At 71.5% G+C, this 22,677-nt stretch carries 20 protein-coding genes, 1 pseudogene and 1 riboswitch; of the genes and pseudogenes, 15 read left to right on the plus strand and 6 right to left on the minus strand.

Annotation, left to right across the window (positions count from 1 at the left end; genetic code table 11):
* The first annotated feature begins 43 nt into the window (after positions 1-43).
* The 5 genes from RM609_RS26235 to RM609_RS26255 all read left to right on the plus strand — a co-directional run bounded on the left by RM609_RS26235 (position 44) and on the right by RM609_RS26255 (position 4,903).
* Entirely contained in the window at positions 44-403 is a 360-nt protein-coding gene (locus RM609_RS26235) for a YraN family protein (protein ID WP_311614039.1), read from the plus strand.
* Positions 403-2,010, plus strand: a complete 1,608-nt coding sequence (locus tag RM609_RS26240) for a YifB family Mg chelatase-like AAA ATPase (protein WP_311614040.1) — start codon at positions 403-405, stop codon at positions 2,008-2,010. Before RM609_RS26235 ends, RM609_RS26240 begins: the two co-directional genes overlap by 1 nt.
* Positions 2,007-3,188, plus strand: a complete 1,182-nt coding sequence (gene dprA, locus RM609_RS26245; protein WP_311614041.1) for a DNA-processing protein DprA — start codon at positions 2,007-2,009, stop codon at positions 3,186-3,188. Before RM609_RS26240 ends, dprA begins: the two co-directional genes overlap by 4 nt.
* A 246-nt stretch (positions 3,189-3,434) precedes the next feature.
* The gene (whiG, locus tag RM609_RS26250) at positions 3,435-4,271 is read left to right on the plus strand and encodes an RNA polymerase sigma factor WhiG (RefSeq protein ID WP_229349119.1); all 837 of its coding nucleotides are present in this window, start codon (positions 3,435-3,437) and stop codon (positions 4,269-4,271) included.
* 74 nt (positions 4,272-4,345) lie between these two features.
* Entirely contained in the window at positions 4,346-4,903 is a 558-nt protein-coding gene (locus RM609_RS26255; protein ID WP_311614117.1) for a TetR/AcrR family transcriptional regulator, read from the plus strand.
* Positions 4,904-5,038: 135 nt separating this feature from the next.
* On the opposite strand, the pseudogene RM609_RS26260 reads toward RM609_RS26255, so the two are convergent.
* Positions 5,039-5,527: pseudogene (locus tag RM609_RS26260) on the minus strand (peptidoglycan DD-metalloendopeptidase family protein); the annotation flags it as partial.
* 314 nt (positions 5,528-5,841) lie between these two features.
* Here RM609_RS26260 and rpsB point away from each other — a divergent pair.
* The 9 genes from rpsB to RM609_RS26305 all read left to right on the plus strand — a co-directional run bounded on the left by rpsB (position 5,842) and on the right by RM609_RS26305 (position 15,793).
* Complete coding sequence (gene rpsB / locus RM609_RS26265; protein ID WP_311614042.1) at positions 5,842-6,732, plus strand: 30S ribosomal protein S2; 891 nt, start codon at positions 5,842-5,844, stop codon at positions 6,730-6,732.
* 176 nt (positions 6,733-6,908) lie between these two features.
* Positions 6,909-7,745: a translation elongation factor Ts gene (gene tsf, locus RM609_RS26270; protein ID WP_311614043.1), complete on the plus strand. Its 837-nt coding sequence runs from the start codon at positions 6,909-6,911 to the stop codon at positions 7,743-7,745.
* A 162-nt stretch (positions 7,746-7,907) separates the two neighbouring features.
* Complete coding sequence (gene pyrH / locus RM609_RS26275; protein WP_311614044.1) at positions 7,908-8,687, plus strand: UMP kinase; 780 nt, start codon at positions 7,908-7,910, stop codon at positions 8,685-8,687.
* Positions 8,688-8,871: 184 nt separating this feature from the next.
* A complete protein-coding gene (gene frr / locus RM609_RS26280; protein ID WP_311614045.1) occupies positions 8,872-9,429 on the plus strand; it encodes a ribosome recycling factor in 558 nt (185 codons plus the stop codon).
* Positions 9,429-10,538 carry a phosphatidate cytidylyltransferase gene (locus RM609_RS26285; RefSeq protein ID WP_311614046.1) on the plus strand — a complete coding sequence of 370 codons (1,110 nt, stop codon included), beginning with the start codon at positions 9,429-9,431 and terminating at the stop codon, positions 10,536-10,538. The genes frr and RM609_RS26285 overlap by 1 nt, the downstream gene beginning before the upstream one ends.
* A gap of 109 nt (positions 10,539-10,647) precedes the next feature.
* Positions 10,648-11,754: a dual-specificity RNA methyltransferase RlmN gene (rlmN, locus tag RM609_RS26290; RefSeq protein ID WP_229349131.1), complete on the plus strand. Its 1,107-nt coding sequence runs from the start codon at positions 10,648-10,650 to the stop codon at positions 11,752-11,754.
* Positions 11,755-11,833: 79 nt separating this feature from the next.
* Positions 11,834-11,939, plus strand: a riboswitch (TPP riboswitch).
* The gene (locus tag RM609_RS26295; protein WP_311614047.1) at positions 11,935-13,026 is read left to right on the plus strand and encodes a thiamine ABC transporter substrate-binding protein; all 1,092 of its coding nucleotides are present in this window, start codon (positions 11,935-11,937) and stop codon (positions 13,024-13,026) included. Its footprint overlaps the riboswitch before it by 5 nt.
* A gap of 119 nt (positions 13,027-13,145) precedes the next feature.
* A complete protein-coding gene (locus RM609_RS26300; RefSeq protein WP_311614118.1) occupies positions 13,146-14,759 on the plus strand; it encodes an ABC transporter permease in 1,614 nt (537 codons plus the stop codon).
* On the plus strand, positions 14,759-15,793 hold the full coding sequence (locus tag RM609_RS26305; RefSeq protein WP_311614048.1) for an ABC transporter ATP-binding protein: 1,035 nt from the start codon (positions 14,759-14,761) through the stop codon (positions 15,791-15,793). Before RM609_RS26300 ends, RM609_RS26305 begins: the two co-directional genes overlap by 1 nt.
* A 72-nt stretch (positions 15,794-15,865) precedes the next feature.
* Here RM609_RS26305 and RM609_RS26310 read toward each other — a convergent pair whose 3' ends face one another.
* From RM609_RS26310 to RM609_RS26330, 5 genes are all read right to left on the minus strand, one after another.
* Entirely contained in the window at positions 15,866-16,786 is a 921-nt protein-coding gene (locus RM609_RS26310) for a DMT family transporter (protein WP_311614049.1), read from the minus strand.
* Between the two features lie 102 nt (positions 16,787-16,888).
* Positions 16,889-18,100, minus strand: coding sequence for a hypothetical protein (locus tag RM609_RS26315; RefSeq protein ID WP_311614050.1), 1,212 nt, complete (start codon positions 18,098-18,100; stop codon positions 16,889-16,891).
* Positions 18,082-18,819: an ABC transporter ATP-binding protein gene (locus RM609_RS26320; protein WP_311614051.1), complete on the minus strand. Its 738-nt coding sequence runs from the start codon at positions 18,817-18,819 to the stop codon at positions 18,082-18,084. The genes RM609_RS26315 and RM609_RS26320 overlap by 19 nt, the downstream gene beginning before the upstream one ends.
* A gap of 302 nt (positions 18,820-19,121) precedes the next feature.
* On the minus strand, positions 19,122-20,501 hold the full coding sequence (locus RM609_RS26325; protein ID WP_311614052.1) for an aspartate aminotransferase family protein: 1,380 nt from the start codon (positions 20,499-20,501) through the stop codon (positions 19,122-19,124).
* Positions 20,486-20,989, minus strand: coding sequence for an Lrp/AsnC family transcriptional regulator (locus RM609_RS26330; RefSeq protein ID WP_311614053.1), 504 nt, complete (start codon positions 20,987-20,989; stop codon positions 20,486-20,488). The genes RM609_RS26325 and RM609_RS26330 overlap by 16 nt, the downstream gene beginning before the upstream one ends.
* Positions 20,990-21,155: 166 nt before the next feature.
* Between RM609_RS26330 and RM609_RS26335 the strand changes: the two genes are divergently transcribed.
* Positions 21,156-22,607 carry a gamma-aminobutyraldehyde dehydrogenase gene (locus RM609_RS26335; RefSeq protein WP_311614054.1) on the plus strand — a complete coding sequence of 484 codons (1,452 nt, stop codon included), beginning with the start codon at positions 21,156-21,158 and terminating at the stop codon, positions 22,605-22,607.
* Positions 22,608-22,677 lie beyond the last annotated feature (70 nt).

Raw genomic sequence — 22,677 nt, forward strand, 5'->3', positions numbered from 1 at the left:
TTGGGGGCGGGGGCGTCATAGTCGGCACCGGGAGGTGGTGCCGATGAACGCCCGAGGGGGGCTCGGCAGGTACGGGGAGGATCTGGCGGCACGCCGGCTGACCGGGGCCGGGATGGCCGTGCTGGCCCGCAACTGGCGGTGCCGCGCCGGTGAGCTGGACATCGTGGCCCTGGACGGCGACGTCCTGGTGATCTGCGAGGTGAAGGCCCGCCGCGCGGGGCGGTTCGAACATCCGATGGCCGCCGTCACGGCCACCAAGGCCGCGCGGCTGCGCGAGCTCGCCGAGCGGTGGCTGGCCCACCACGGCGGAGCCCCACCGGGCGGAGTGCGCATCGATCTCGTGGGCGTGGTCGTCCCGGACCGGGGCGCGCCCCTCGTCGAGCACGCCAAGGGGGTGGCGTGATGGGCTTCGCGCGGACGTGCTCGGTCGCCCTGACCGGGGTGGACGGCGTGGTGGTCGAGGTCCAGGCCGATCTGGAGCCGGGAGTGGCCGCCTTCACCCTCGTCGGCCTGCCGGACAAATCCCTCAGCGAGAGCCGGGACAGGGTGAGGGCCGCCGTGGTGAACTCGGGCGCGGACTGGCCGCAGAAGAAGCTCACCGTGGGCCTCAGCCCGGCCTCCGTGCCCAAGGGCGGCAGCGGCTTCGACCTCGCCGTCGCCTGCGCGGTCCTCGGTGCCGCCGAGCGGATCGACCCCAGGGCGATCGCCGACCTGATGATGATCGGCGAGCTCGGTCTCGACGGCCGGGTCCGTCCCGTGCGCGGCATCCTCCCCGCCGTCCTGGCCGCCGCCGACGCCGGATACCGCCAGGTCGTCGTCCCCGAACGCACGGCGGCCGAGGCCGCCCTGGTGCCCGGGGTGTCCGTGCTGGGCGTTCGCAGCCTGCGTCAGCTGATCGCGGTGCTGGCGGACGAGCCCGTCCCCGAGGAGGACGAGGAGCCACCGGGGGAGGGGCGGCCCGACCCCATGCTCGCGGGGCTGGCGGTACCGGGCGCCGGCGGCGGGTTCGGGGCCCGGCCCGGCGAGCGCCCGCCCGACCTCGCCGAGGTCGCCGGACAGGCCAGGGCCCGCCGGGCACTGGAGGTGGCCGCCGCCGGACGTCACCACCTGCTTTTCGTGGGCAGCCCGGGGGCCGGCAAGACCATGCTGGCCGAACGACTTCCCGGACTGCTCCCGCCTCTCACACCCCAAGAATCACTCGAAGTCACAGCAGTCCATTCCGTCGCCGGGACCCTGCCCGCAGGCCAGCCCCTGATCGACCGCGCCCCCTACTGCGCGCCCCATCACTCGGCGTCCATGCCCGCGCTGATCGGCGGCGGCTCCGGGCTGCCCCGGCCGGGAGCCGTCTCCCTCGCGCACAACGGCGTACTTTTCCTCGACGAAGCCCCTGAGTTTTCCGGCAGAGTGCTCGACGCCCTGCGCCAGCCGCTCGAGTCCGGACACGTCGTCGTCGCCCGCACCGGCGGAGTGATGCGCCTCCCCGCCGCCTTTCTGCTCACCCTCGCGGCCAACCCCTGCCCCTGTGGCCGGCGCGGTATGACCGGCGACGGCTGCGACTGCCCGCCCCGGGCCGTCAAACGCTATCTGGGGCGGCTGTCCGGGCCGCTGATGGACCGTGTGGATCTTCGAGTGGCCGTCGAACCTGTGGCCCGCGCCGAGCTCACCGGCCCTCCGGCGGAGTCCACGGCCGATGTCGCCGCGCGCGTCCGCCTCGCCCGCGAGCGAGCCGCCGCCCGGTACACCGGCACACCCTGGCGCACCAACAGCGAAGTACCGGGACATGAGCTGCGCACCCGCTGGAGCATGCCACCCGGCGCCCTCGCCGAGGCCGAACGGGACATGGAGCGCGGACTGCTGACGGCGCGAGGGCTGGACCGGGTCCTCCGGGTCGCCTGGACGATCGCGGACCTCGCCGGGCACCCCCGGCCGGACGTCGGGGACGTGGCCCAGGCACTGGAACTGCGCACGGGCGTCCGGCGCGGCTCGGTCCCCGCCGGAGGCTGGACATGAGCGGGCCCGGACCGCGGGAACGGCTGGCGCGTGCCGCGCTCACGGGGCTGACGGAGCCGGGGGACGAACACGTGGGCCGCTGGCTGAGGGAGATGGGTGCCGAGGCCCTGCTCCACGGCCTGACCGGGGCGGGACCGCCGCCGAAGGGAGCCCGTCCGGACCGGCTCGAAGGCTGCCGGGCCCGCGCCGCCCACCGCGACCCGGCCCGCGACCTCGCCACCGTCGCCCGGATGGGCGGGCGCTTCATCTGCCCGGGCGACGTCGAATGGCCCGGACAGCTCAACGACCTGGGGGACGCCCGCCCCATCGGCCTCTGGGTCCATGGCAGTCCGAATGTACGACTGTGGGCGCTGCGGTCGGTCGCCGTCGTCGGAGCCCGCGCCTGCACCGACTACGGGTCCTATGTGGCGGCCGTGCTCGGCTCCGGACTCGCGGAGCGCGGATGGGTGGTCGTCTCAGGCGCTGCCTTCGGCGTCGACGGGGCCGCTCACCGGGGCGCGCTGGCCGCCGGCGGGGCCACCATGGCGGTACTGGCCTCGGGAATCGACGTGCCCTATCCGCGCGGACACGCCGAGTTGCTCGGCCGGATCGCGGAACAAGGTCTCGTTCTGGCCGAGTTGCCACCCGGTGGGCACCCCACGCGCAGCCGCTTCGTCCTGCGCAACCGTGTGATCGCCGCGCTCACCCGGGGCACCGTGGTCGTGGAAGCCGAATACCGCAGCGGCTCGCTCGTCACCGCGCGCCACGCGCGACAACTGGGACGCCACACCATGGGAGTGCCCGGGCCGGTCACCTCGGGCCTCTCCGCCGGGGTCCATGAACTGCTGCGGGAAGGAGCCTGTCTGGTGACCGACGCCGACGAGATCACCGAGCTGATCGGCGACATGGGCGAGCTGGCCCCCGAGCGCAGGGGACCCGTCGTGGCCAGGGATCTGCTGCCCGAAGCGGCCGCCAGAACACTGGAAGCCGTCCCCGGAAAAGGCGGCGCCGAGCTCGCGCTCATTGCCCGGAACGCCGGGATGGGCCCGGACCGGACACTCGGCAGTCTGTACGAACTCCAGGCGCTGGGGTTCGTGGAACGACTGGGCGATCTCTGGCAGTTGGCTGACGCGGCGTCAACCTCGGGGACCTCCAAGCCCCTCGGACGGCGCCCCGGCGCGCGGCGAGGCGGTGCTTGACCTGGGGTGATCGGGTGAAAGGGTTAAGGGGTGGGCCGAGCCGGCCGATACGGCGGGCTCCGCGCGGCCCCGGGCGCCCCGATGGCCGCCGCCGCGGAACGCGGACCTGCGGAGGACATCCGCGCCCCTCCACCAATACCGGAGGGGCTCATCGCTCACCGCAGCGCCACGGTCACGCTACGCTCACGGAATCCAGCCATTCGTACTACCCGATCCAAGTCACAGCAGAACGGCTCAAAACGACGAATGCCCCAGCACACCTCCGGGTCCGACCGCGCGGCGGCACCGCCCGCAGCGCGCGGCGCCGTGCGCCCTCCCGCACCCTCGACGCTCGACGAGCTGTGGCGGTCGTACAAGGCCTCGGGCGACGACCGGCTGCGGGAGCAACTGATCCTCCACTACTCACCCCTGGTGAAATACGTGGCGGGCCGCGTCAGCGTCGGGCTGCCGCCCAATGTCGAGCAGGCCGACTTCGTCTCCTCCGGGATCTTCGGCCTGATCGACGCCATCGAGAAGTTCGACCCCACCCGCTCCATCAAGTTCGAGACCTATGCGATCACCCGCATCCGGGGCGCCATGATCGACGAACTGCGGGCCCTGGACTGGATCCCCCGCTCGGTCCGGCAGAAGGCCCGTGCCGTCGAGCGCGCCTACGCCACCCTGGAAGCCGCCCTGCGCCGCACCCCCTCCGAGGCGGAGGTCGCGGCCGAGATGGACATCTCCCTGGAGGAACTCCACTCCGTCTTCAGTCAGTTGTCGCTGGCCAATGTGGTGGCCCTGGAGGAGCTGCTGCACGTCGGCGGCGAGGGCGGCGACCGGCTCAGCCTGATGGACACCCTGGAGGACACCGCCGCCGACGACCCCGTCGAGGTGGCCGAGGACCACGAACTGCGCCGGCTGCTGGCCCGGGCGATCAACACCCTCCCCGACAGGGAGAAGACCGTGGTCACCCTCTACTACTACGAGGGACTCACCCTCGCCGAGATCGGCCACGTGCTCGGGGTCACCGAGAGCAGGGTCAGCCAGATCCACACCAAGTCCGTCCTCCAGCTGAGGGCCAAGCTGGCGGACGTCGGACGCTGAATCGTCCCTCCAACGTCGTCCCCGACGCGGCGTGTCCGTAAAGTGGGACCGTGCCCAGGATTCGAGCGGCCTCAGTGGCCGAGCACCGGACGATGCAGCGCGGCGCCCTCCTGGACGCCGCGCGCTCCTTGCTGTCCGAAGGCGGGACGGAGGCCCTGACCTTCCCCGCCCTCGCCGAGCGCACCGGGCTCGCACGGTCCTCGGTCTATGAGTACTTCCGCTCCCGCGCCGCCGTCGTCGAAGAGCTGTGCGCCGTGGACTTCCCCGTCTGGGCGGCGGAGGTCGAGGCCGCCATGGAGCGCGCCGACACGCCCGGGGGGAAGATCGAGGCATATGTGCGGCAGCAGCTGTCGCTCGTCGGCGACCGCCGCCACCGGGCCGTGGTCGCCATCTCCGCGGGTGAGCTGGACCCCGGCGCCCGGGAGAAGATCCGCGCCGCCCACGGCGGCCTGATCGCCATGGTCGTCGAGGCGCTGGAGACCCTCGGCCACGACCAGCCCCGACTGGCGGCCATGCTCCTCCAGGGAGTCGTCGACGCCGCCGTGCGCCGCATCGAGCTCGGCGCCGCGGAGGAACCGGACCGGATCACGGAGGCGGCCGTCGCCATGGCCCTGCGGGGCGTCTGCGGCTAGAAGGGGGCCCACTCCCTCCACCGGCCACAGCCGGGACGGGGCGCGGCGCAGTATCCATGGGGGCAGGAGGGTCAGCGGGTCGAGATAGTCCTCCCCGTGGCGCAGGCCCCAGTGCAGACAGCCGTGGCCCGGGCAGTGGGCCGAGCCCGCCTCGAGGACGCCGATCGTCTGGCCGGCGCTGACGTGGTCGCCCTCGCGGACCGTCGCCCGTACGGGCTCGTATGTCGTCCGCAATGCGGGGGCGAGCTCCACCGACACCACTCCTCGCCCCGCGATCCGGCCCGCGAAGGAGATCCGTCCCGGGGTGGCCGCACGGACCGGCCGGCCGGGCCCGGCCACGAGGTCGACGCCCCGGTGGCCCGCCGCCCAGCGTGCCGGGGGCGGTTCCCAGGCCCGTAGGACCAGGGGCCGGGCGCCTCGGGCGCCCGCGACGGGCCAGGACCGGTCACCTCCGGGGCGCGGTGGCCCGGGGGCCGGGGGAGCGGGGCCGGACACGGCTGTCGCGCAGGCCAGGACCATGACCAGGACTGTGAGAGCGCAGAGCGCGAGTGCTCGTCCGGCCGTGCCGCGCAGCCGGGCGGAGAGTCCGGGAGAGAGCCCGGGAGGGAAGTCGGGTCGTCGCATGGAGTAACCATGGCGGGGACCGGCGGACCGTGGGGATCTTGAACGGGATCTGTGGACTACTCGCGGGTTGTGGACAACGCCGTCACCCGGGGGTTCTCCGGTCCCGTACACTTCTCATGGCGATCCGGGTCACCGGGTCGACTTCGCACGCCCCGCCACTGACGCGTCAGACCCTCTCGGGCAGCACGGTGGCCGTGTCTCTCGGTCCGTGAAACGGCTCCTCGCAAGGGATTCGTTCGCGGCAGGCGCGTCGGGGCGTCAGGAGCGGCGGCCGCCCGGCCGTCGTGGAACCGAGTATTTCAAGGAGCGCGGCCATGGCCGTCGTCACGATGCGGGAGCTGCTGGAGAGCGGCGTCCACTTCGGTCACCAGACCCGTCGTTGGAACCCGAAGATGAAGCGTTTCATCTTCACGGAGCGCAACGGCATCTACATCATCGACCTGCTCCAGTCGCTGTCGTACATCGACCGCGCCTACGAGTTCGTCAAGGAGACCGTCGCGCACGGTGGCTCCGTCATGTTCGTCGGTACGAAGAAGCAGGCCCAGGAGGCCATCGCCGAGCAGGCGACGCGCGTCGGCATGCCCTACGTCAACCAGCGCTGGCTGGGCGGCATGCTCACCAACTTCTCGACCGTCTACAAGCGCCTCCAGCGCCTGAAGGAGCTCGAGCTCATCGACTTCGAGGACGTGGCCGCCTCCGGCCTCACCAAGAAGGAGCTCCTGGTCCTCTCCCGCGAGAAGGCCAAGCTGGAGAAGACCCTCGGTGGTATCCGCGAGATGCAGAAGGTGCCGAGCGCCGTCTGGATCGTGGACACCAAGAAGGAGCACATCGCCGTCGGTGAGGCGCGCAAGCTCCGCATCCCGGTCGTCGCCATCCTCGACACCAACTGCGACCCCGACGAGGTCGACTACAAGATCCCGGGCAACGACGACGCCATCCGCTCCGTCACCCTGCTCACCCGCGTGATCGCCGACGCCGTCGCCGAGGGCCTCATCGCCCGTTCCGGTGCCGCCACCGGTGACGTCAAGGCCGACAAGGCCGCCGGCGAGCCGCTGGCCGAGTGGGAGCGCGACCTGCTCGAGGGCGAGAAGAAGGCCGACGAGCCGGCCGCCGAGGCTGCCGAGCCGGCCGCTGAGGCCGCCGCCGAGCCGGCCGCCGAGGCTGCCGAGGCCGAGAAGCCGGCCGCGGACGCCGAGCAGGCCTGACGCCTTGCCGTACCGGATGACGGCGGGGGCGTCACGCCCCCGCCGTCATCCGGCGGATCCACTGTCGGACCCCGTCAGCGGGACGGGAGCCGACAGGTGTGGTGACCTCAAGACGGACCAGCCCTGCCGGATGCCCGGGTGGCACGGCGGGGCGCAGTGACGAGAAGGATTGAAGGATGGCGAACTACACCGCCGCTGACGTCAAGAAGCTCCGTGAGCAGACCGGCGCCGGCATGATGGACTGCAAGAAGGCGCTCGACGAGGCCGAGGGCAACCTCGAGAAGGCCGTCGAGATCGTCCGCGTCAAGGGCCTGAAGGGCGTGGCCAAGCGCGAGAGCCGTACCACCGAGAACGGCGCCGTCGCCTCCCTCATCGCCGAGGACAACACCTCCGGTGTCATCGTCGAGCTGAAGTGCGAGACGGACTTCGTCGCCAAGGGTGAGAAGTTCGTCGCCGTCGCCGACGCCCTGGCCGCCCACATCGCCAAGAGCGCCCCGGCCGACGTCGAGGCCCTCATGGCTTCCGAGATCGAGGCCGGCAAGACCGTCCAGGCGTTCGTGGACGAGGCCAACGTCACCCTCGGTGAGAAGATCGTCGTGGACCGCTTCGCGCAGTTCGCCGACGGCAAGGTCTACGCCTACATGCACCGCACCGCCGCTGACCTGCCCCCGCAGGTCGGTGTCCTGGTCGAGCTGGACAAGGACAACGCCGAGGTCGCCAAGGACGTCGCGCAGCACATCGCCGCCTTCGCGCCGAAGTTCCTCTCCCGTGACGCCATCCCGGCCGAGACCGTGGAGAACGAGCGCCGCGTCGCCGAGGCCACCGCTCGCGAGGAGGGCAAGCCCGAGGCCGCCCTGGCGAAGATCGTCGAGGGTCGCGTCACCGGCTTCTTCAAGGAGCAGGTCCTGCTGGACCAGCCCTTCGCCAAGGACAACAAGAAGACCGTCCAGAAGATCCTGGACGAGGCCGGCGTCACGCTGAAGCGCTTCGCCCGCATCCGCGTCGGCGCCTGAGCCGTCCGCAGGGCAGCGAATGACCCGCGACCCGCTAGGGTCGTACGCAGTCGGCCGCTCACCGGCCGGCCGCTGATGTGACGAGGAGGCCATTGCCGCAGAGGGAACCGAAAGGATCCATCCGGCAGTGGCCTTCTTCGTATGTGCACGAGGAGAACTCCAATGAATCAGGGCGCGGACGCCACGCAGGCCGCCGGTGACACCGGCACCGACCAGGACAAACGCCGTCGGTTCCTGCTGAAACTGTCAGGTGAGGCCTTCGCTGGTGGCGGTGGACTCGGCGTCGACCCCGATGTCGTGCACGCCATCGCCCGTGAGATCGCGGCCGTGGTCCGCGAGGGCTACGAGATCGCCGTGGTCATCGGCGGCGGAAACTTCTTCCGCGGCGCCGAGCTCCAGCAGCGCGGCATGGACCGCGCACGCTCGGACTACATGGGCATGCTCGGCACCGTGATGAACAGCCTCGCCCTCCAGGACTTCCTGGCCAAGGAAGGCGTCGAGACCCGGGTCCAGACCGGTATCACCATGGGCCAGGTCGCCGAGCCGTTCATCCCGCTGCGCGCCGTGCGCCACCTGGAGAAGGGCCGCGTCGTGATCTTCGGCGCGGGCATGGGCATGCCCTACTTCTCCACCGACACCACCGCCGCCCAGCGCGCCCTGGAGATCCACGCCGAGGCGATCCTCATGGGCAAGAACGGCGTCGACGGGGTCTACGACTCCGACCCCAAGAAGAACCCCGACGCGGTGAAGTTCGACGCCCTCGAGTACAGCGAGGTGCTGGCTCGCGGTCTCAAGGTCGCCGACGCCACCGCGATCAGCCTGTGCATGGACAACAAGCTGCCGATCCTGGTCTTCGAGCTGCTCGCGGCGGGCAACATCGCCCGCGCGGTCAAGGGTGAGAAGATCGGCACGCTCGTGAGCGACCAGGGCACGCGGGACTGACAAGGCCCGTACGCCGTCCGCGCCGGGCGGCCGAGGAATCGGCCGCCCCCGCCATGGACGGCAACACCGCGCCGGGGGAAGACCTCGGCACGGGGATGGACAACTGCCTGCCGGTCGGACACCGTGCAGGAGAAGACGCGCGCAGGGGCGAGGCTCTGCTTACTGATAACACCAGGAGCAAGTGGTGATCGAAGAGATCCTCCTCGAGGCCGAGGAGAAGATGGAGAAGGCCGTTGTGGTCGCCAAGGAGGACTTCGCGGCGATTCGCACCGGGCGTGCGCACCCGGCGATGTTCAACAAGATCGTGGCCGACTACTACGGCGCGCTGACGCCCATCAATCAGCTGGCGTCGTTCTCGGTGCCCGAGCCGCGCATGGCCGTGGTCACCCCGTTCGACAAGAGCGCGCTGCGCAACATCGAGCAGGCCATCCGCGACTCGGACCTGGGCGTCAACCCGAGCAACGACGGCAACATCATCCGGGTGACGTTCCCCGAGCTCACCGAGCAGCGCCGCCGCGACTTCGTCAAGGTCGCCAAGACCAAGGCCGAGGACGCCAAGGTCTCGATCCGCGCCGTCCGCCGCAAGGCCAAGGACCTTCTTGACAAGCTGGTCAAGGACAAGGAGACCGGCGAGGACGACGTGCGCCGCGCGGAGAAGGAGCTCGACGACACCACCGCGAAGTATGTCGCGCAGGTGGACGAGCTGCTCAAGCACAAGGAATCCGAGCTGCTCGAGGTCTGATGAACGACGCATCCTGGGGAGCCCCGCCACGCGCCGGCCACTGGGGGTCCACCGGCCAGGGAACCGCCCCCGGCTACGGCCGGGAGGTGCCCCCATCGGCGGGTCCTCTGCACGTCGCGGGTGACGCGGCGCAGACTCGGCCCATGCCCATTGTGCCCGGATCAGGCGGATACCAGGACGACGGAGCCGACCGTGACCAGGGGGCCGCCCACATCGGTGGCCCCCTGTTCCGCGATGAACAGGAGCCCGACATCCGGCCGCAGGAGCCCGCCGCCCCACAGGGGCCCCCGGCGAAGAAGAGCGCGGGGCGTGATCTGCGTGCCGCGATAGGGGTGGGGGTCGGCCTCGGCGCGGTGATCCTCGCCTCCCTGTTCGTCTACAAGCCCGTCTTCCTCGGCGTGATCGTGGTCGCCGTGGTGGTCGGGCTGTGGGAGCTGACGTCCCGGCTCGCCGAGCGCAAGAACATCAAGGCCCCCTTGGTGCCGCTGGCCATCGGCGGTGCCGCGATGATCGTCGCCGGCTATGTCAACGGCGCCGAGGGCGCGTGGGTGGCCATGGCCTTCACCGCGCTCGCCGTGCTCGTCTGGCGGATGACGGAGGCGCCGGACGACTACCTCAAGGACGTCACGGCCGGTATCTTCGCGGCGTTCTACGTGCCCTTCCTCGCCACCTTCGTGGCGCTGATGCTGGCCGCGGAGGACGGCGCCTGGCGGGTGCTGACGTTCCTGATCCTGACGGTCGTCAGCGACACCGGGGCGTACGCGGTGGGCTGGCGGTTCGGCAGGCACAAGCTCGCGCCGCGCATCAGCCCCGGCAAGACCCGCGAGGGCCTGCTCGGCGCGGTGCTGTTCGCGATGGTGGCGGGCGCGCTGTGCATGCAGCTGCTGATCGACGACGGTGTGTGGTGGCAGGGCCTGCTGCTGGGCCTCGCCGTGGCGGTCAGCGCCACGCTCGGCGACCTCGGTGAATCCATGATCAAGCGGGATCTGGGGATCAAGGACATGGGTGCCCTGCTCCCCGGCCACGGCGGGATCATGGACCGGCTGGACTCGCTCCTGCCGACCGCGCCGGTGGTGTGGCTGCTGATGGTGGCCTTTGTCGGCTCCTAGTACCCGACCGCTCCTGACCTGGGGTTTTCGGTAGGTGTTCGATACGTGAGGGGTCCGTCGTCCACAGGACGGCGGGCCCCCTCCGTATGTCTGCGACACTGGTGGGACCATGCCTGCACCCGGAGAACTCACTTTCGTCGCCCCCCGCGGAGCCAAGCTGCCCCCGCGGCACCTCGCCGACCTCAGCCCCGCCGAGCGCCGCGAGGCCGTCGCCGCGATCGGCGAGAAGCCGTTCCGCGCCAAGCAGCTGTCCCAGCACTACTTCGCCCGCTACGCCCACGACCCGGCGCAGTGGACGGACATCCCGGCGGCGGCCCGCGAGAAGCTCGCCGGTGAGCTGCTGCCGGACCTGATGAGCGTGGTGCGGCATATCTCGTGCGACGACGACACGACCCGTAAGACCCTCTGGCGGCTGCACGACGGCAAGCTCGTCGAGTCCGTCCTGATGCGCTACCCGGACCGGGTCACCATGTGCATCAGCTCCCAGGCGGGCTGCGGCATGAACTGCCCGTTCTGCGCCACCGGCCAGGCCGGGCTGGACCGCAATCTGTCCACCGCCGAGATCGTCCACCAGATCGTCGACGGCATGCGCGCCCTGCGCGACGGCGAGGTGCCCGGCGGCCCGGCGCGGCTGTCCAACATCGTCTTCATGGGCATGGGCGAGCCGCTGGCCAACTACAAGCGCGTCGTCGGCGCCATCCGCCGGCTGACCGACCCGGAGCCGGACGGCCTGGGCCTGTCCCAGCGCGGTATCACCGTCTCCACGGTCGGCCTGGTCCCGGCCATGCACCGGTTCGCCGACGAGGGCTTCAAGTGCCGTCTCGCGGTCTCGCTGCACGCGCCCGACGACGAGCTGCGCGACACCCTGGTGCCGGTCAACACCCGCTGGAAGGTCCGCGAGGTCCTGGACGCCGCCTGGGAGTACGCGGAGAAGTCCGGCCGCCGGATCTCCATCGAGTACGCCCTGATCCGCGACATCAACGACCAGGCCTGGCGGGGCGACCTGCTCGGCCGGCTCCTCAAGGGCAAGCGGGTCCACGTCAACCTGATCCCGCTCAACCCCACCCCCGGGTCCAAGTGGACGGCGTCCCGCCCGGAGGACGAGCGGGCCTTCGTCGAGGCCATCGCCGCGCACGGCGTGCCCGTGACCGTACGGGACACCCGCGGCCAGGAGATCGACGGCGCCTGCGGCCAGCTGGCCGCCACCGAGCGCTGAGCGGCGGTGCGCCGGCGCCTCCCGGGCGCCGCCGCCCGCCTCTCACACGGCACTGATACGGTGCCTTTCGCACAAATGAACATTCCGACAGGGGAGCGCCCAGGGCGCTGAGAGTGCGGCACGGCCCGCAGACCCTCGGACCTGATCCGGTTAGTACCGGCGTAGGGAGTCAGCACCACCATGAACACCAGTCTTCGGCGTGCCGTCGTGGCGACGGCCGTCGCCGCCCTCGGCCTTCCCGCGCTCGCCGCCTGTGGCGGCTCCGGCGACAAGGGCGATGAGGCGTCGGGCGGCAAGACCGTCACCCTCGTCTCGCACGACTCGTTCGTCGCCTCGGACTCCGTGCTCCAGGAATTCACCAAGCAGACCGGCTACAAGGTCAAGGTCGTCAAGGGCGGCGACGCCGGCCAGGCCGTCAACCAGGCGATCCTCTCCAAGAGCCACCCGCAGGGCGATGTCTTCTTCGGCGTCGACAACACCCTGCTCTCCCGGGCCCTCGACAACGGCCTCTTCACCCCCTACGAGGCCAAGGGCCTGGCCGGGGTGGACAAGGAGTTCCAGGCCGACGCCGCCGAGCACCGCGTCACGCCCGTCGACACCGGCGAGATCTGCGTCAACTACGACCGCGCGTACTTCGCCGACCACAAGCTGGACCCGCCGAAGACGTTCGACGACCTGATCAAGCCGGAGTACAAGAACCTCCTCGTCACCGAGAACGCCGCCACCTCCTCGCCCGGCCTCGCCTTCCAGCTCGCGACCGTCGCCAAGTACGGCGACAACGGCTGGAAGGACTACTGGACCAAGCTGAAGGCCAACGGTGTCGAGGCCGTCAGCGGCTGGGAGCAGGCCTACAACGAGCGCTTCTCCGGCTCCGCGGGTGGCAAGAAGGCCAAGGGCGACAAGCCCCTCGTCGTCTCCTACGCCTCCAGCCCGCCCGCCGAGGTCGTCGGCGCGAACCCGCTGCCCAAGGAGGGCCCGACCGGCGTCGCGACCGGCACCTGCTTCCGGCAGACCGAATTCGCCGGCCTGCTCAAGGGCACGAAGAACACCGAGGGCGGCAAGGCCCTGATCGACTTCATGCTGAGCCGGACGTTCCAGGAGGACATGCCCCTCCAGATGTACGTCAAGCCGGTCGTCCGGGACGCCAAGCTGCCCGAGGTCTTCACCCGGTACGGCGCGCAGGTCCCCGACCCGCAGACCCTCGCCCCGGAGAAGATCGCCAAGAACCGCGACCACTGGGTCAAGGAATGGTCCTCGCTCGTCCTGAAGTGACACGCCCCGAAGTGACACCTTCCGAAGCGACACGCCCCGAAGTGACCGGCGCGCCCGCCGGACCGTCCGCCGCCCGGAAGGGGGCGGGCGCCCGCCGGACGGCGACGCGGCTCGGCCTGATGGCCGTGCCGCTCGCCTTCTTCGGCGTTTTCTTCGCCTACCCCGTCGCCTCGATCGTCACCCGCGGCCTCACGGACGGCGGCCGGTGGCAGTTCGCCCGTGTGGGCGAGGTGCTCACCGACCCGGGCATCCGCGACGTCCTGTGGTTCACGCTCTGGCAGGCGGCCGCCTCCACCGCCCTCACCCTCCTGCTGGCCCTGCCCGGCGCCTATGTCTTCGCGCGCCTCGACTTCCCCGGCAAACGGCTGCTCAGAGCCGTCGTCACGGTCCCGTTCGTGCTGCCGACCGTCGTCGTCGGCTCGGCGTTCCTGGCGCTCGTGGGCCGGGGCGGGCTGCTGGACGAGCTGTGGGGCGTCCGCCTGGACACCACGGTCTGGGCGATCCTCCTCGCCCACGTCTTCTTCAACTACGCCGTGGTCGTCCGGACCGTCGGCGGGCTGTGGGCCCAGCTCGACCCCCGCCAGGAGGAGGCGGCGCGCGTCCTCGGCGCGGGACGGTTCGCCGCCTGGCGCCGGGTGACCCTGCCCGCGCTCGGCCCCGCCGTGGCCGCCGCAGCCCTCATGGTCTTCCTCTTCACCTTCACCTCCTTCGGCGTCGTCCAGATCCTCGGCGGGCCCCGCTACGCCACGCTGGAGGTGGAGATCTACCAGCAGACCGCGCAGCTCCTCGACCTGCCGACGGCCGCCGTCCTCACCCTGCTCCAGTTCGTGGTCGTGGCCGCGCTGCTGGCCGTGCACGCCCGGACCGTACGGCGCCGCGAGGCGACGCTGCGGCTGGTGGACGCCTCCCGCACCGCCCGCCGCCCGCGCGGCGCCGGCCAGTGGGCGCTGCTGACGTCCGTCCTCGCCGTCATCGCGCTGCTGGTGGTCCTGCCGCTCGCCGTGCTCGTCCTGCGCTCCTTCGAGGGCCCCGACGGCTACGGCCTCGCCTCCTACCGCGCCCTCGCCTCGGCGGGCGCGGGCGGCGGCACGTTCACCGTCGCCGCGCTCGACACCATCGGCAACTCGCTCACCTATGCGCTCGCCGCCACCGCCATCGCGGTCGTCGTCGGCGGCCTCGCGGCTGCGGCCCTCACCCGGCGGGAGGGCAGGCTCGTCCGCGGCTTCGACGCGCTGCTGATGCTGCCGCTGGGCACCTCCGCCGTGACCGTTGGCTTCGGCTTCCTGATCGCCCTGGACGAGCCGCCGCTGGACCTGCGCACCTCGTGGATCCTGGTGCCGCTGGCCCAGGCGCTGGTGGGCGTGCCCTTCGTCGTCCGCATCGTGCTGCCCGTGCTGCGCGCGGTGGACACCCGGCTGCGGGAGGCGGCGGCGGTCCTCGGCGCGTCCCCGCTGCGGGCCTGGCGGGAGGTGGACCTGCCGCTGGTGGGCCGGGCCCTGGGCATCGCGGCGGGCTTCGCGTTCGCGGTGTCGCTGGGCGAGTTCGGCGCCACCGTCTTCATCGCCCGCCCCGACAACCCCACCCTGCCGGTGGCCGTGGCCCGGCTGCTGGGCCGCCCCGGCGAGCTCAACTACGGGCAGGCCATGGCCCTCAGCACGATCCTCATGCTGGTGTGCGCGGCGGCGCTGCTGGTGCTGGAGCGTGTGCGCACCGACCGTACGGGAGAGTTCTGATGCTTCGCCTCGAAGGCGTGACCGTCCGCTTCGGCGAGCGCGCGGTGCTGGACGCGGTGGACCTCGACGTCGCCGACCACGAGACCGTGTGCGTGCTCGGCCCCAGCGGCAGCGGCAAGTCGACGCTGCTGCGCGTGGTGGCCGGCCTCCAGCCGGCCGACGCCGGGCGGGTGCTGCTCGGTGGGCGCGACCAGAGCGGGGTGCCCCCGCACCGGCGCGGGGTGGGCCTGATGTTCCAGGACCACCAGCTCTTCCCCCAGCGGAACGTCGCCGGGAACGTCGCCTTCGGGCTGCGCGTACGGGGGACCGGGCGCGCCGAGTCCGAGCGGCGGGTGGCCGAGCTGCTCGACCTGGTGGGCCTGCCGGGCGCGCAGAAACGGGCCGTGGGGGCGCTGTCGGGCGGCGAGCAGCAGCGCGTCGCGCTGGCGCGGGCGCTGGCGCCGGAACCCCGGCTGCTGATGCTCGACGAGCCGCTGGGGCAGCTCGACCGGGGCCTGCGCGAGCGGCTCGTGGTGGAGCTGCGCGGGCTGTTCGGGCGGCTGGGGACGACGGTGCTGGCCGTCACCCACGACCAGGGCGAGGCGTTCGCGCTCGCCGACCGGGTGGTGGTGATGCGCGACGGGCGGATCGCCCAGGCCGGTACCCCGCTGGAGGTGTGGCGGCGGCCGGCGTCGGAGTTCGTGGCCCGTTTCCTGGGCTTCGACAACGTCGTCGCCGCGACGGTCACGGGTGAGCGGGCGGAGACGGTGTGGGGCGCGCTCCCAGTGCCGGAGGGATCGGCGCGGGGGGAGTGCGCGGTGCTGGTGCGGCCGGGTGGGGTGCGGGTGGTTCCGGCGGCGGACGGGTTGCCGTGCGTGGTGGTCGCCCGGACGTTCCGGGGGGAGCGGGTGGGGGTGCGGTTGCGGCCCGAAGATGGGCCGGAGATCGAGGCGGCGTGTGCGCTGGGCGCGGCGCCGGAGGTGGGGGAGCGAGTGGCGGTCGTGTTCCGGGTGGAGGACGTGGTGGTTCTGCCCCAGTCCCGCCCCTTCCCGTAACCGGGGCTCCGCCCCGGACCCCGCTCCTCAAACGCCGGAGGGGCTGGATTAATCCAGCCCCTCCGGCGTTTGTCATACGGTTGTCGGCTCTGGTGACTTCTCCGCCTGCGGCGCCGCCGAATGGCTGTCCGGCTCGCCGAACCACGCCACCGCCACCGCGCCCGCCACGGCCAGGAGGAAGCCGAGGACGGCCATCCACGCGAAGCCCGCGCGGGACGTGTCGCCCAGCCACAGGACGCCGATGATGCCCGGCAGGACCGTCTCGCCGACGACGAGGGCCGCCGTGGCGCCGTTGACGGAGCCGATCTGGAGGGCGACGGTGTGGAGGTACATGCCGACGGAGCCGGAGATGAGGATGGCGTAGAGGGCCGGGTCGGCGAGCAGGGTGGGCAGGTCGAAGGGGTCGATGCCGTCGAGGATGCGGACGCCCACGCCGATCGCGCCGAAGCCGAGGCCGGAGAGCAGGCCGGCGAGGATCGCGGCCCGGGAGCCGAGGAAGTGGACGGCGATCCAGCCGCCGCCCATCAGGACGACCGAGATGACGAGCAGCCACCAGTGGGTGGAGCGCGCGGCGTCGCCGTTGCCCTCGTGGCCGGCGGCGGTCGCCAGCAGTATCAGGGCGGAGCAGACCACGCCGATCGACGTCCACTCCCTGCGGTTGAGCTTGATGCCGAGCAGCTTGATGCTCAGCAGCGCGGTGACGATCAGGTTGGCGCTGATGACGGTCTGGGAGAGGAACAGCGGCAGCATCCGGGCGGCGAGGGCGCCGAGGGCGAAGCCTATGAAGTCCAGGACCGTACCGACCATGAACTCCCAGGTCACGGCGGCCTTCGCGGTGGAGGCCAGGCTGGGCCCGCCGTGCTGGGTGGTGGCCGTGGAGGACGCCGTCGCGGCCTCCTGCCGGGCCGATTTCCGGGACCCCACGGCCTGAAGGACCGATCCCGTGCCGTAACACACCGAGGCCGTGACAGCCGTGACAAGGCCGATGATCACCAGTAGCTCCGTTCGCCTGAAAAGCCGTCGTGCTCAGGAAGCAGACGTACTTCTGAGCAGACGTGGATTTCGGCGCCGGAGTTGCCTTCGGTCAAGAACTGGTCAAGACCGGGTGAGCGGCAGTGCCGTCAGTTGGGCGATGACCCAGGTGAGCGGAGCGAGCACGATCAGCAGGACGCCCGTGCGGACGGCCGCCGCACCGCGCAGCAGGGAGGCGGGGATGCCCAGCCGCAGCAGTGCCGCGGTGGTCTCGGCGCGGGAGTGCCGGGTGTCGATGGCGGCGGTGACGGCGGTGGCCGTCACACAGGCCATCACCACGGCCGCGCCCAGCCCCGTGAGCGGCCCGAACGGGCGGGGGCCCGACCGCTCCCAGGCCGCGCCGTACAGCTCGACGGCCGCGAGCGTGCCCGCGGCCACCGCGCACAGCACCCCGAGGGGCCGCCCCAGCCGGTTCGCCGTGTCCTGGAGTATGCGGCCGGCGAGCAGCCGCATCGGGCCGGGCCGCCCGGCCGAGAGCAGGGTGCCGCTCCAGTGGGTGAGGCCGGGGCCGGCCAGCACCAGGCCGAGGGAGGCGAGCAGCCAGCCGCCCATCAGCCCGGGGGAGGTGCCGCCGTCCTGGCCCGGCAGGGTCAGCAGGCTGTCCGGCGCGGGGGCCGGGGCGTGCCCCACGTACGCCTCCAGGGCGAGACCGCAGGCGATGGTCGCCACACCCCAGGGGAGGCCCGCGTGGCCTCGGCGGTCGTCCTTGGCTGAGGCGGGTGCCGAGGCCGTGGAGGCGGTCCCGGACGCGCCTCCGCCACGCTCCTTGCGCGGGCGCAGTGCGATGGCGCACGCGCCCGCCGCCAGCGCGGGGAGCAGCCCGAGCAGCGTGAGCGTCGCGGCCCAGGGCAGGGCGGCGTCCCCGTCGAGCAGCCCGGAGGCCGCGCCGCTCACGGGGGTGCCGCCGAGGTCGCCGCGGAGTTCGAGGTAGACCAGCAGGGCGGCGGCGCTGCCGAGCCCGCAGGACAGGGCCGTCGAGGTGGCGGCGAGGAGGGAGAGGCGGACGGGGCCGAAGCCGATGGCGTCGAGCCCGTCGCGGGGGCGGGTCGCCGGGTCGCTGCGGGCCACGGTGACGGCGAACTGGGTGACGGCGGCCACGGGCACGGCGCACCACAGCAGCCGCACCACCGACTGTTCCGTGGCGTTCGGGTGGGCCACCGCGTAGCCCAGGGAGCACAGCAGCAGGAAACCGGCGCCTGAGGAGGCGACGGCGACCAGCAGCCGCCGCAGCAGGACGAGCGGGTGGGCGCCGCGCGCTAGGCGGAGACTGAGCACGCGGCCCTGCCCTCCCCGTCGGTCGCCTCGGGTGCCGGGAACGCGCCGCCCCGGCGGCCGTCGACGAGGGAGACGGTGCGGTCGGCGAGGGCCGCGCTCTCGTCGTCGAGGGTGGCCAGGACCACGGTGATCTGGTGGGAGCGGGCGGCCGTGGTGAGCGTGCGCAGCACCTGGGCGCGGTCGGCGGCGTGCAGCGGGGCGGTCGGCTCGTCGGCGAAGACCACGGTGGGTTCGGCGGCCAGGGCGCGGGCGATGGCGACGCGCTGGCGCTGGGCCTGGGTGAGCACCTGGGGGCGTTTGCGGGCGCAGTCGCCCACGTCGAGGCGTTCGAGCCACTCGGTGGCCGTCTGCTTGGCGGTCTTGTGGCCGGTGCCGCGCACCAGCAGGGGCAGGGCGGCGTTCTCCCAGCCCGTCAGCTCGGGGACCAGGTGCGGTTCGCTGTCGATCCAGCCGAAGCGGTCGCGGCGCAGCCGCTCGCGGGCGGAGCGGGAGAGGGTGTGTACGGGGGCGCTGTTGAACCACACCTCGCCGGGGTCGGCCAGGAGCTGGCCCGACAGGCATTTGAGGAGCGTGGTCTTGCCGGAGCCGCGTGGTCCGGTCACGGCGAGGATCTCGCCCTCCCGGACCCCGATGGACACCCCGGCGAGGGCGGGGGAACCGCTGTAGGAGTAGTGCAGGCCGCGTGCCCAGAGCACGTCGTTGTCCGGCGGGGCCACCATATCGAGCACCTCGGGTCGCTGAGAGGGTTCGTTCCCCTGTCCGGGTGAACGAACCGGAGGCCATTGGGTCACTGGCACCGTACGGAACCGGGATCCTAGCCTCCGTCCAGGCTCGGCGCTTTAGTGCCTCACTTTCCTCCCATCGGGCTCATGCGACGAGGTTTGCACGGTGGTATCACGGCTAACGCGCGGGAGGCGCGCCGTCGCCCACGCGCGCGTGCCGCGGCCCACGTCGGCGCGGGAGGGGCGCGCCGGCGTGGGCCGTGACCGGGGGTGGGATTCGGTCAGATCTTCGGTTTCGGTCAGATCTTCGTCCAGGCCTCCGCGAGGACGCCCCGCAGGATCTGCTCGATCTCGTCGAACGTCGACTGGTCGGAGATCAGCGGCGGCGCCAGCTGGACGACCGGGTCGCCGCGGTCGTCGGCCCGGCAGTACAGGCCGTTCTCGAAGAGCTTCTTGGACACGAAGCCGTACAGCAGGCGCTCGCACTCCTCGCCGCTGAAGGTCTCCTTGGTGGCCTTGTCCTTCACCAGCTCGATGCCGTAGAAGAAGCCGTTGCCGCGCACGTCGCCGACGATCGGCAGGTCGTGGAGCTTCGACAGGGTCGCGTGGAAGGCCGCCTCGTGGTCCAGCACGTGCTGGTTGAGGCCCTCGCGCTCGAAGAGGTCGAGGTTGGCGAGCGCCACGGCCGCGGAGACCGGGTGGCCGCCGAAGGTGTAGCCGTGGAGGAAGGTGTTGGAACCCTTGAAGAAGGGCTCCGCGATCCGGTCGGAGACGATCGCCGCGCCGATGGGGGAGTAGCCCGACGTCATGCCCTTGGCGCAGGTGATGATGTCCGGCACATAGCCGAACTTCTCGCAGCCGAACATGGTGCCCAGCCGGCCGAAGGAGCAGATGACCTCGTCGGAGACGAGCAGCACGTCGTACCGGTCGCAGATCTCGCGGACCCGCCGGAAGTAGCCGGGCGGGGGCGGGAAGCAGCCGCCCGCGTTCTGCACGGGCTCCAGGAAGACGGCGGCGACGGTCTCCGGGCCCTCGAACAGGATCTGCTGCTCGATCTGGTCGGCGGCCCAGCGGCCGAAGGCCTCCGGGTCGTCGCCGTGGACGGGCGCCCGGTAGATGTTGGTGTTGGGCACCTTGTACGCGCCGGGCACCAGGGGCTCGAAGGGCGCCTTCAGGGCGGGCAGCCCGGTGATGGCCAGGGCGCCCTGCGGGGTGCCGTGGTAGGCGACGTTCCGGGATATCACCTTGTACTTGCTGTGGTTGCCGGTGAGCTTGTGGTACTGCTTCGCCAGCTTCCAGGCGGTCTCCACGGCCTCGCCGCCGCCGGTGGTGAAGAAGACCTTGTCGAGGTCCCCGGGGGCGTGGTGCGCCAGCCGCTCGGCCAGCTCGACGGCCTTGGGGTGGGCGTAGCTCCACACCGGGAAGTAGGCCAGCTCCTGCGCCTGCTTGCTCGCCGCCTCGGCGAGCTCGACGCGGCCGTGACCGGCCTGGACCGTGAACAGGCCGGCGAGACCGTCGAGGTAGCGCTTGCCCTTGTCGTCGTAGATGTAGGTGCCCTCGCCGCGCACGATGGTGGGCACGGGGGCGTTCTCGTACGACGACATGCGGGTGAAGTGCATCCACAGGTGGTCGTACGCCGTCCTGCTGAGGTCCTTGCTCACGGCTATCGGGTTCCCCATGTGTAGGTCTGCTTGCGGAGCTTGAGGTAGACGAAGCTCTCCGTGGAGCGGACCCCGGGCAGCGTCCGGACCCGCTTGTTGATCGTTTCGAGGAGATGGTCGTCGTCCTCGCAGACGATCTCGATGAGGAGATCGAAGGAGCCCGCGGTCACGACCACGTACTCCACTTCGTCCATCGCGGTCAGGGCATCCGCGACCGGGTCGAGGTCCCCCTCGACATTGATGCCGATCATGGCCTGGCGCCGGAGACCCACGGTGAGCGGGTCGGTGACGGCGACGATCTGCATCACACCCTGGTCGAGCAGCTTCTGCACACGCTGGCGGACCGCCGCCTCGGACAGTCCCACGGCCTTGCCGATCGCCGCGTAGGGGCGGCGCCCGTCCTCCTGGAGCTGCTCGATGATCGCCAGGGAGACGGCGTCGACCGGCTGTGCGCTGGTCAGGTTCTTCGCTTCGGGGTTACGAGTGGCCACATCCCCACTGTGCATGAGGACTCGGTGGTGTGACAACCCCTGGGCGATGAAATCCGTTGTCAAGAGGTCATGGAAACACTGATTCCGTTGTTCATGTCTGACGGGTCTGCCGAAAGCGTCACCTCAGTGACTAGGCTGGGCGTCTCACCGATCGGACATCCGACAGAAGGGGTGGCACATCGTGACCACCGAGCTGCGCCGCCTGCGCAACTACATCGCCGGCGAGTTCCGCGACGCCGCCGACGGGCGGACCACCGAGGTCATCAATCCGGCCACGGGAGAGGCGTACGCCACCGCCCCGCTGTCCGGTGCAGCCGACGTGGACGCCGCCATGGCCGCCGCCGAGGCGGCCTTCCCCGCCTGGCGCGACCTCGTGCCCGGCGAGCGCCAGAAAGTCCTCCTCAAGATCGCCGACGCCTTCGAGGCGCGCGCCGAGGAGCTGATCGCCGCCGAGTCGGAGAACACGGGCAAGCCGCTCGGGCTCACCCGCAGCGAAGAGCTCCCCCCGATGGTCGACCAGATCCGGTTCTTCGCCGGCGCCGCCCGGATGCTGGAGGGCCGCTCCGCCGGTGAGTACATGGAGGGGATGACCTCCATCATCCGCCGTGAGCCCATCGGCGTCTGCGCGCAGGTCGCGCCGTGGAACTACCCGATGATGATGGCCGTGTGGAAGTTCGCCCCGGCGCTCGCCGCGGGCAACACCGTCGTCCTCAAGCCCTCCGACACCACCCCCGCCTCCACCGTCCTGATGGCCGAGATCATCGGCGGGGTGCTGGAGGAGCTGGGCCACCCCAAGGGCGTCTTCAACGTCATCTGCGGCGACCGCGACACCGGCCGGCTGATGGTCGAGCACAAGGTGCCCGCCATGGCCTCCATCACCGGCTCCGTACGGGCCGGCATGTCCGTCGCCGAGTCCGCCTCCAAGGACCTCAAGCGCGTCCACCTGGAGCTCGGCGGCAAGGCCCCGGTCGTCGTCTTCGAGGACGCCGACATCGCCAAGGCCGTCGAGGACATCGCCGTCGCCGGCTACTTCAACGCCGGCCAGGACTGTACGGCCGCCACCCGCGTGCTCGTCCACGAGTCCGTCCACGACGAGTTCGTCACCGCCCTCGCCAAGGCCGCCGCCGACACCAAGACCGGGCAGCCGGACGACGAGGACGTCCTCTACGGCCCGCTCAACAACGCCAACCAGCTCAAGCAGGTGACCGGCTTCATCGAGCGGCTCCCCGCCCACGCCAAGGTCGAGGCCGGCGGCCACCGCGTCGGCGAGAAGGGCTACTTCTACGCCCCGACCGTCGTCTCCGGCCTCAAGCAGGACGACGAGATCATCCAGCACGAGGTCTTCGGCCCCGTGATCACCGTCCAGTCCTTCACGGACGAGGAGCAGGCCGTCGCCTACGCCAACGGCGTCGAGTACGCCCTGGCCTCCTCGGTGTGGACCAAGGACCACGGCCGGGCGATGCGGATGTCCAAGGCCCTCGACTTCGGCTGCGTGTGGATCAACACCCACATCCCGCTGGTCGCCGAGATGCCCCACGGCGGCTTCAAGAAGTCCGGCTACGGCAAGGACCTCTCCTCCTACGGCTTCGAGGACTACACCCGCATCAAGCACGTCATGACGTCGCTGGGCTGAGGCCCGCCCGCGGGAGCGGGGGTCGCGCACACGCGTACGTTCCGTACGCGTGTGCGCGTATCATCGACGC

Source organism: Streptomyces hesseae, from assembly GCF_031845785.1.
Taxonomy (GTDB): Bacteria; Actinomycetota; Actinomycetes; order Streptomycetales; family Streptomycetaceae; genus Streptomyces; species Streptomyces hesseae.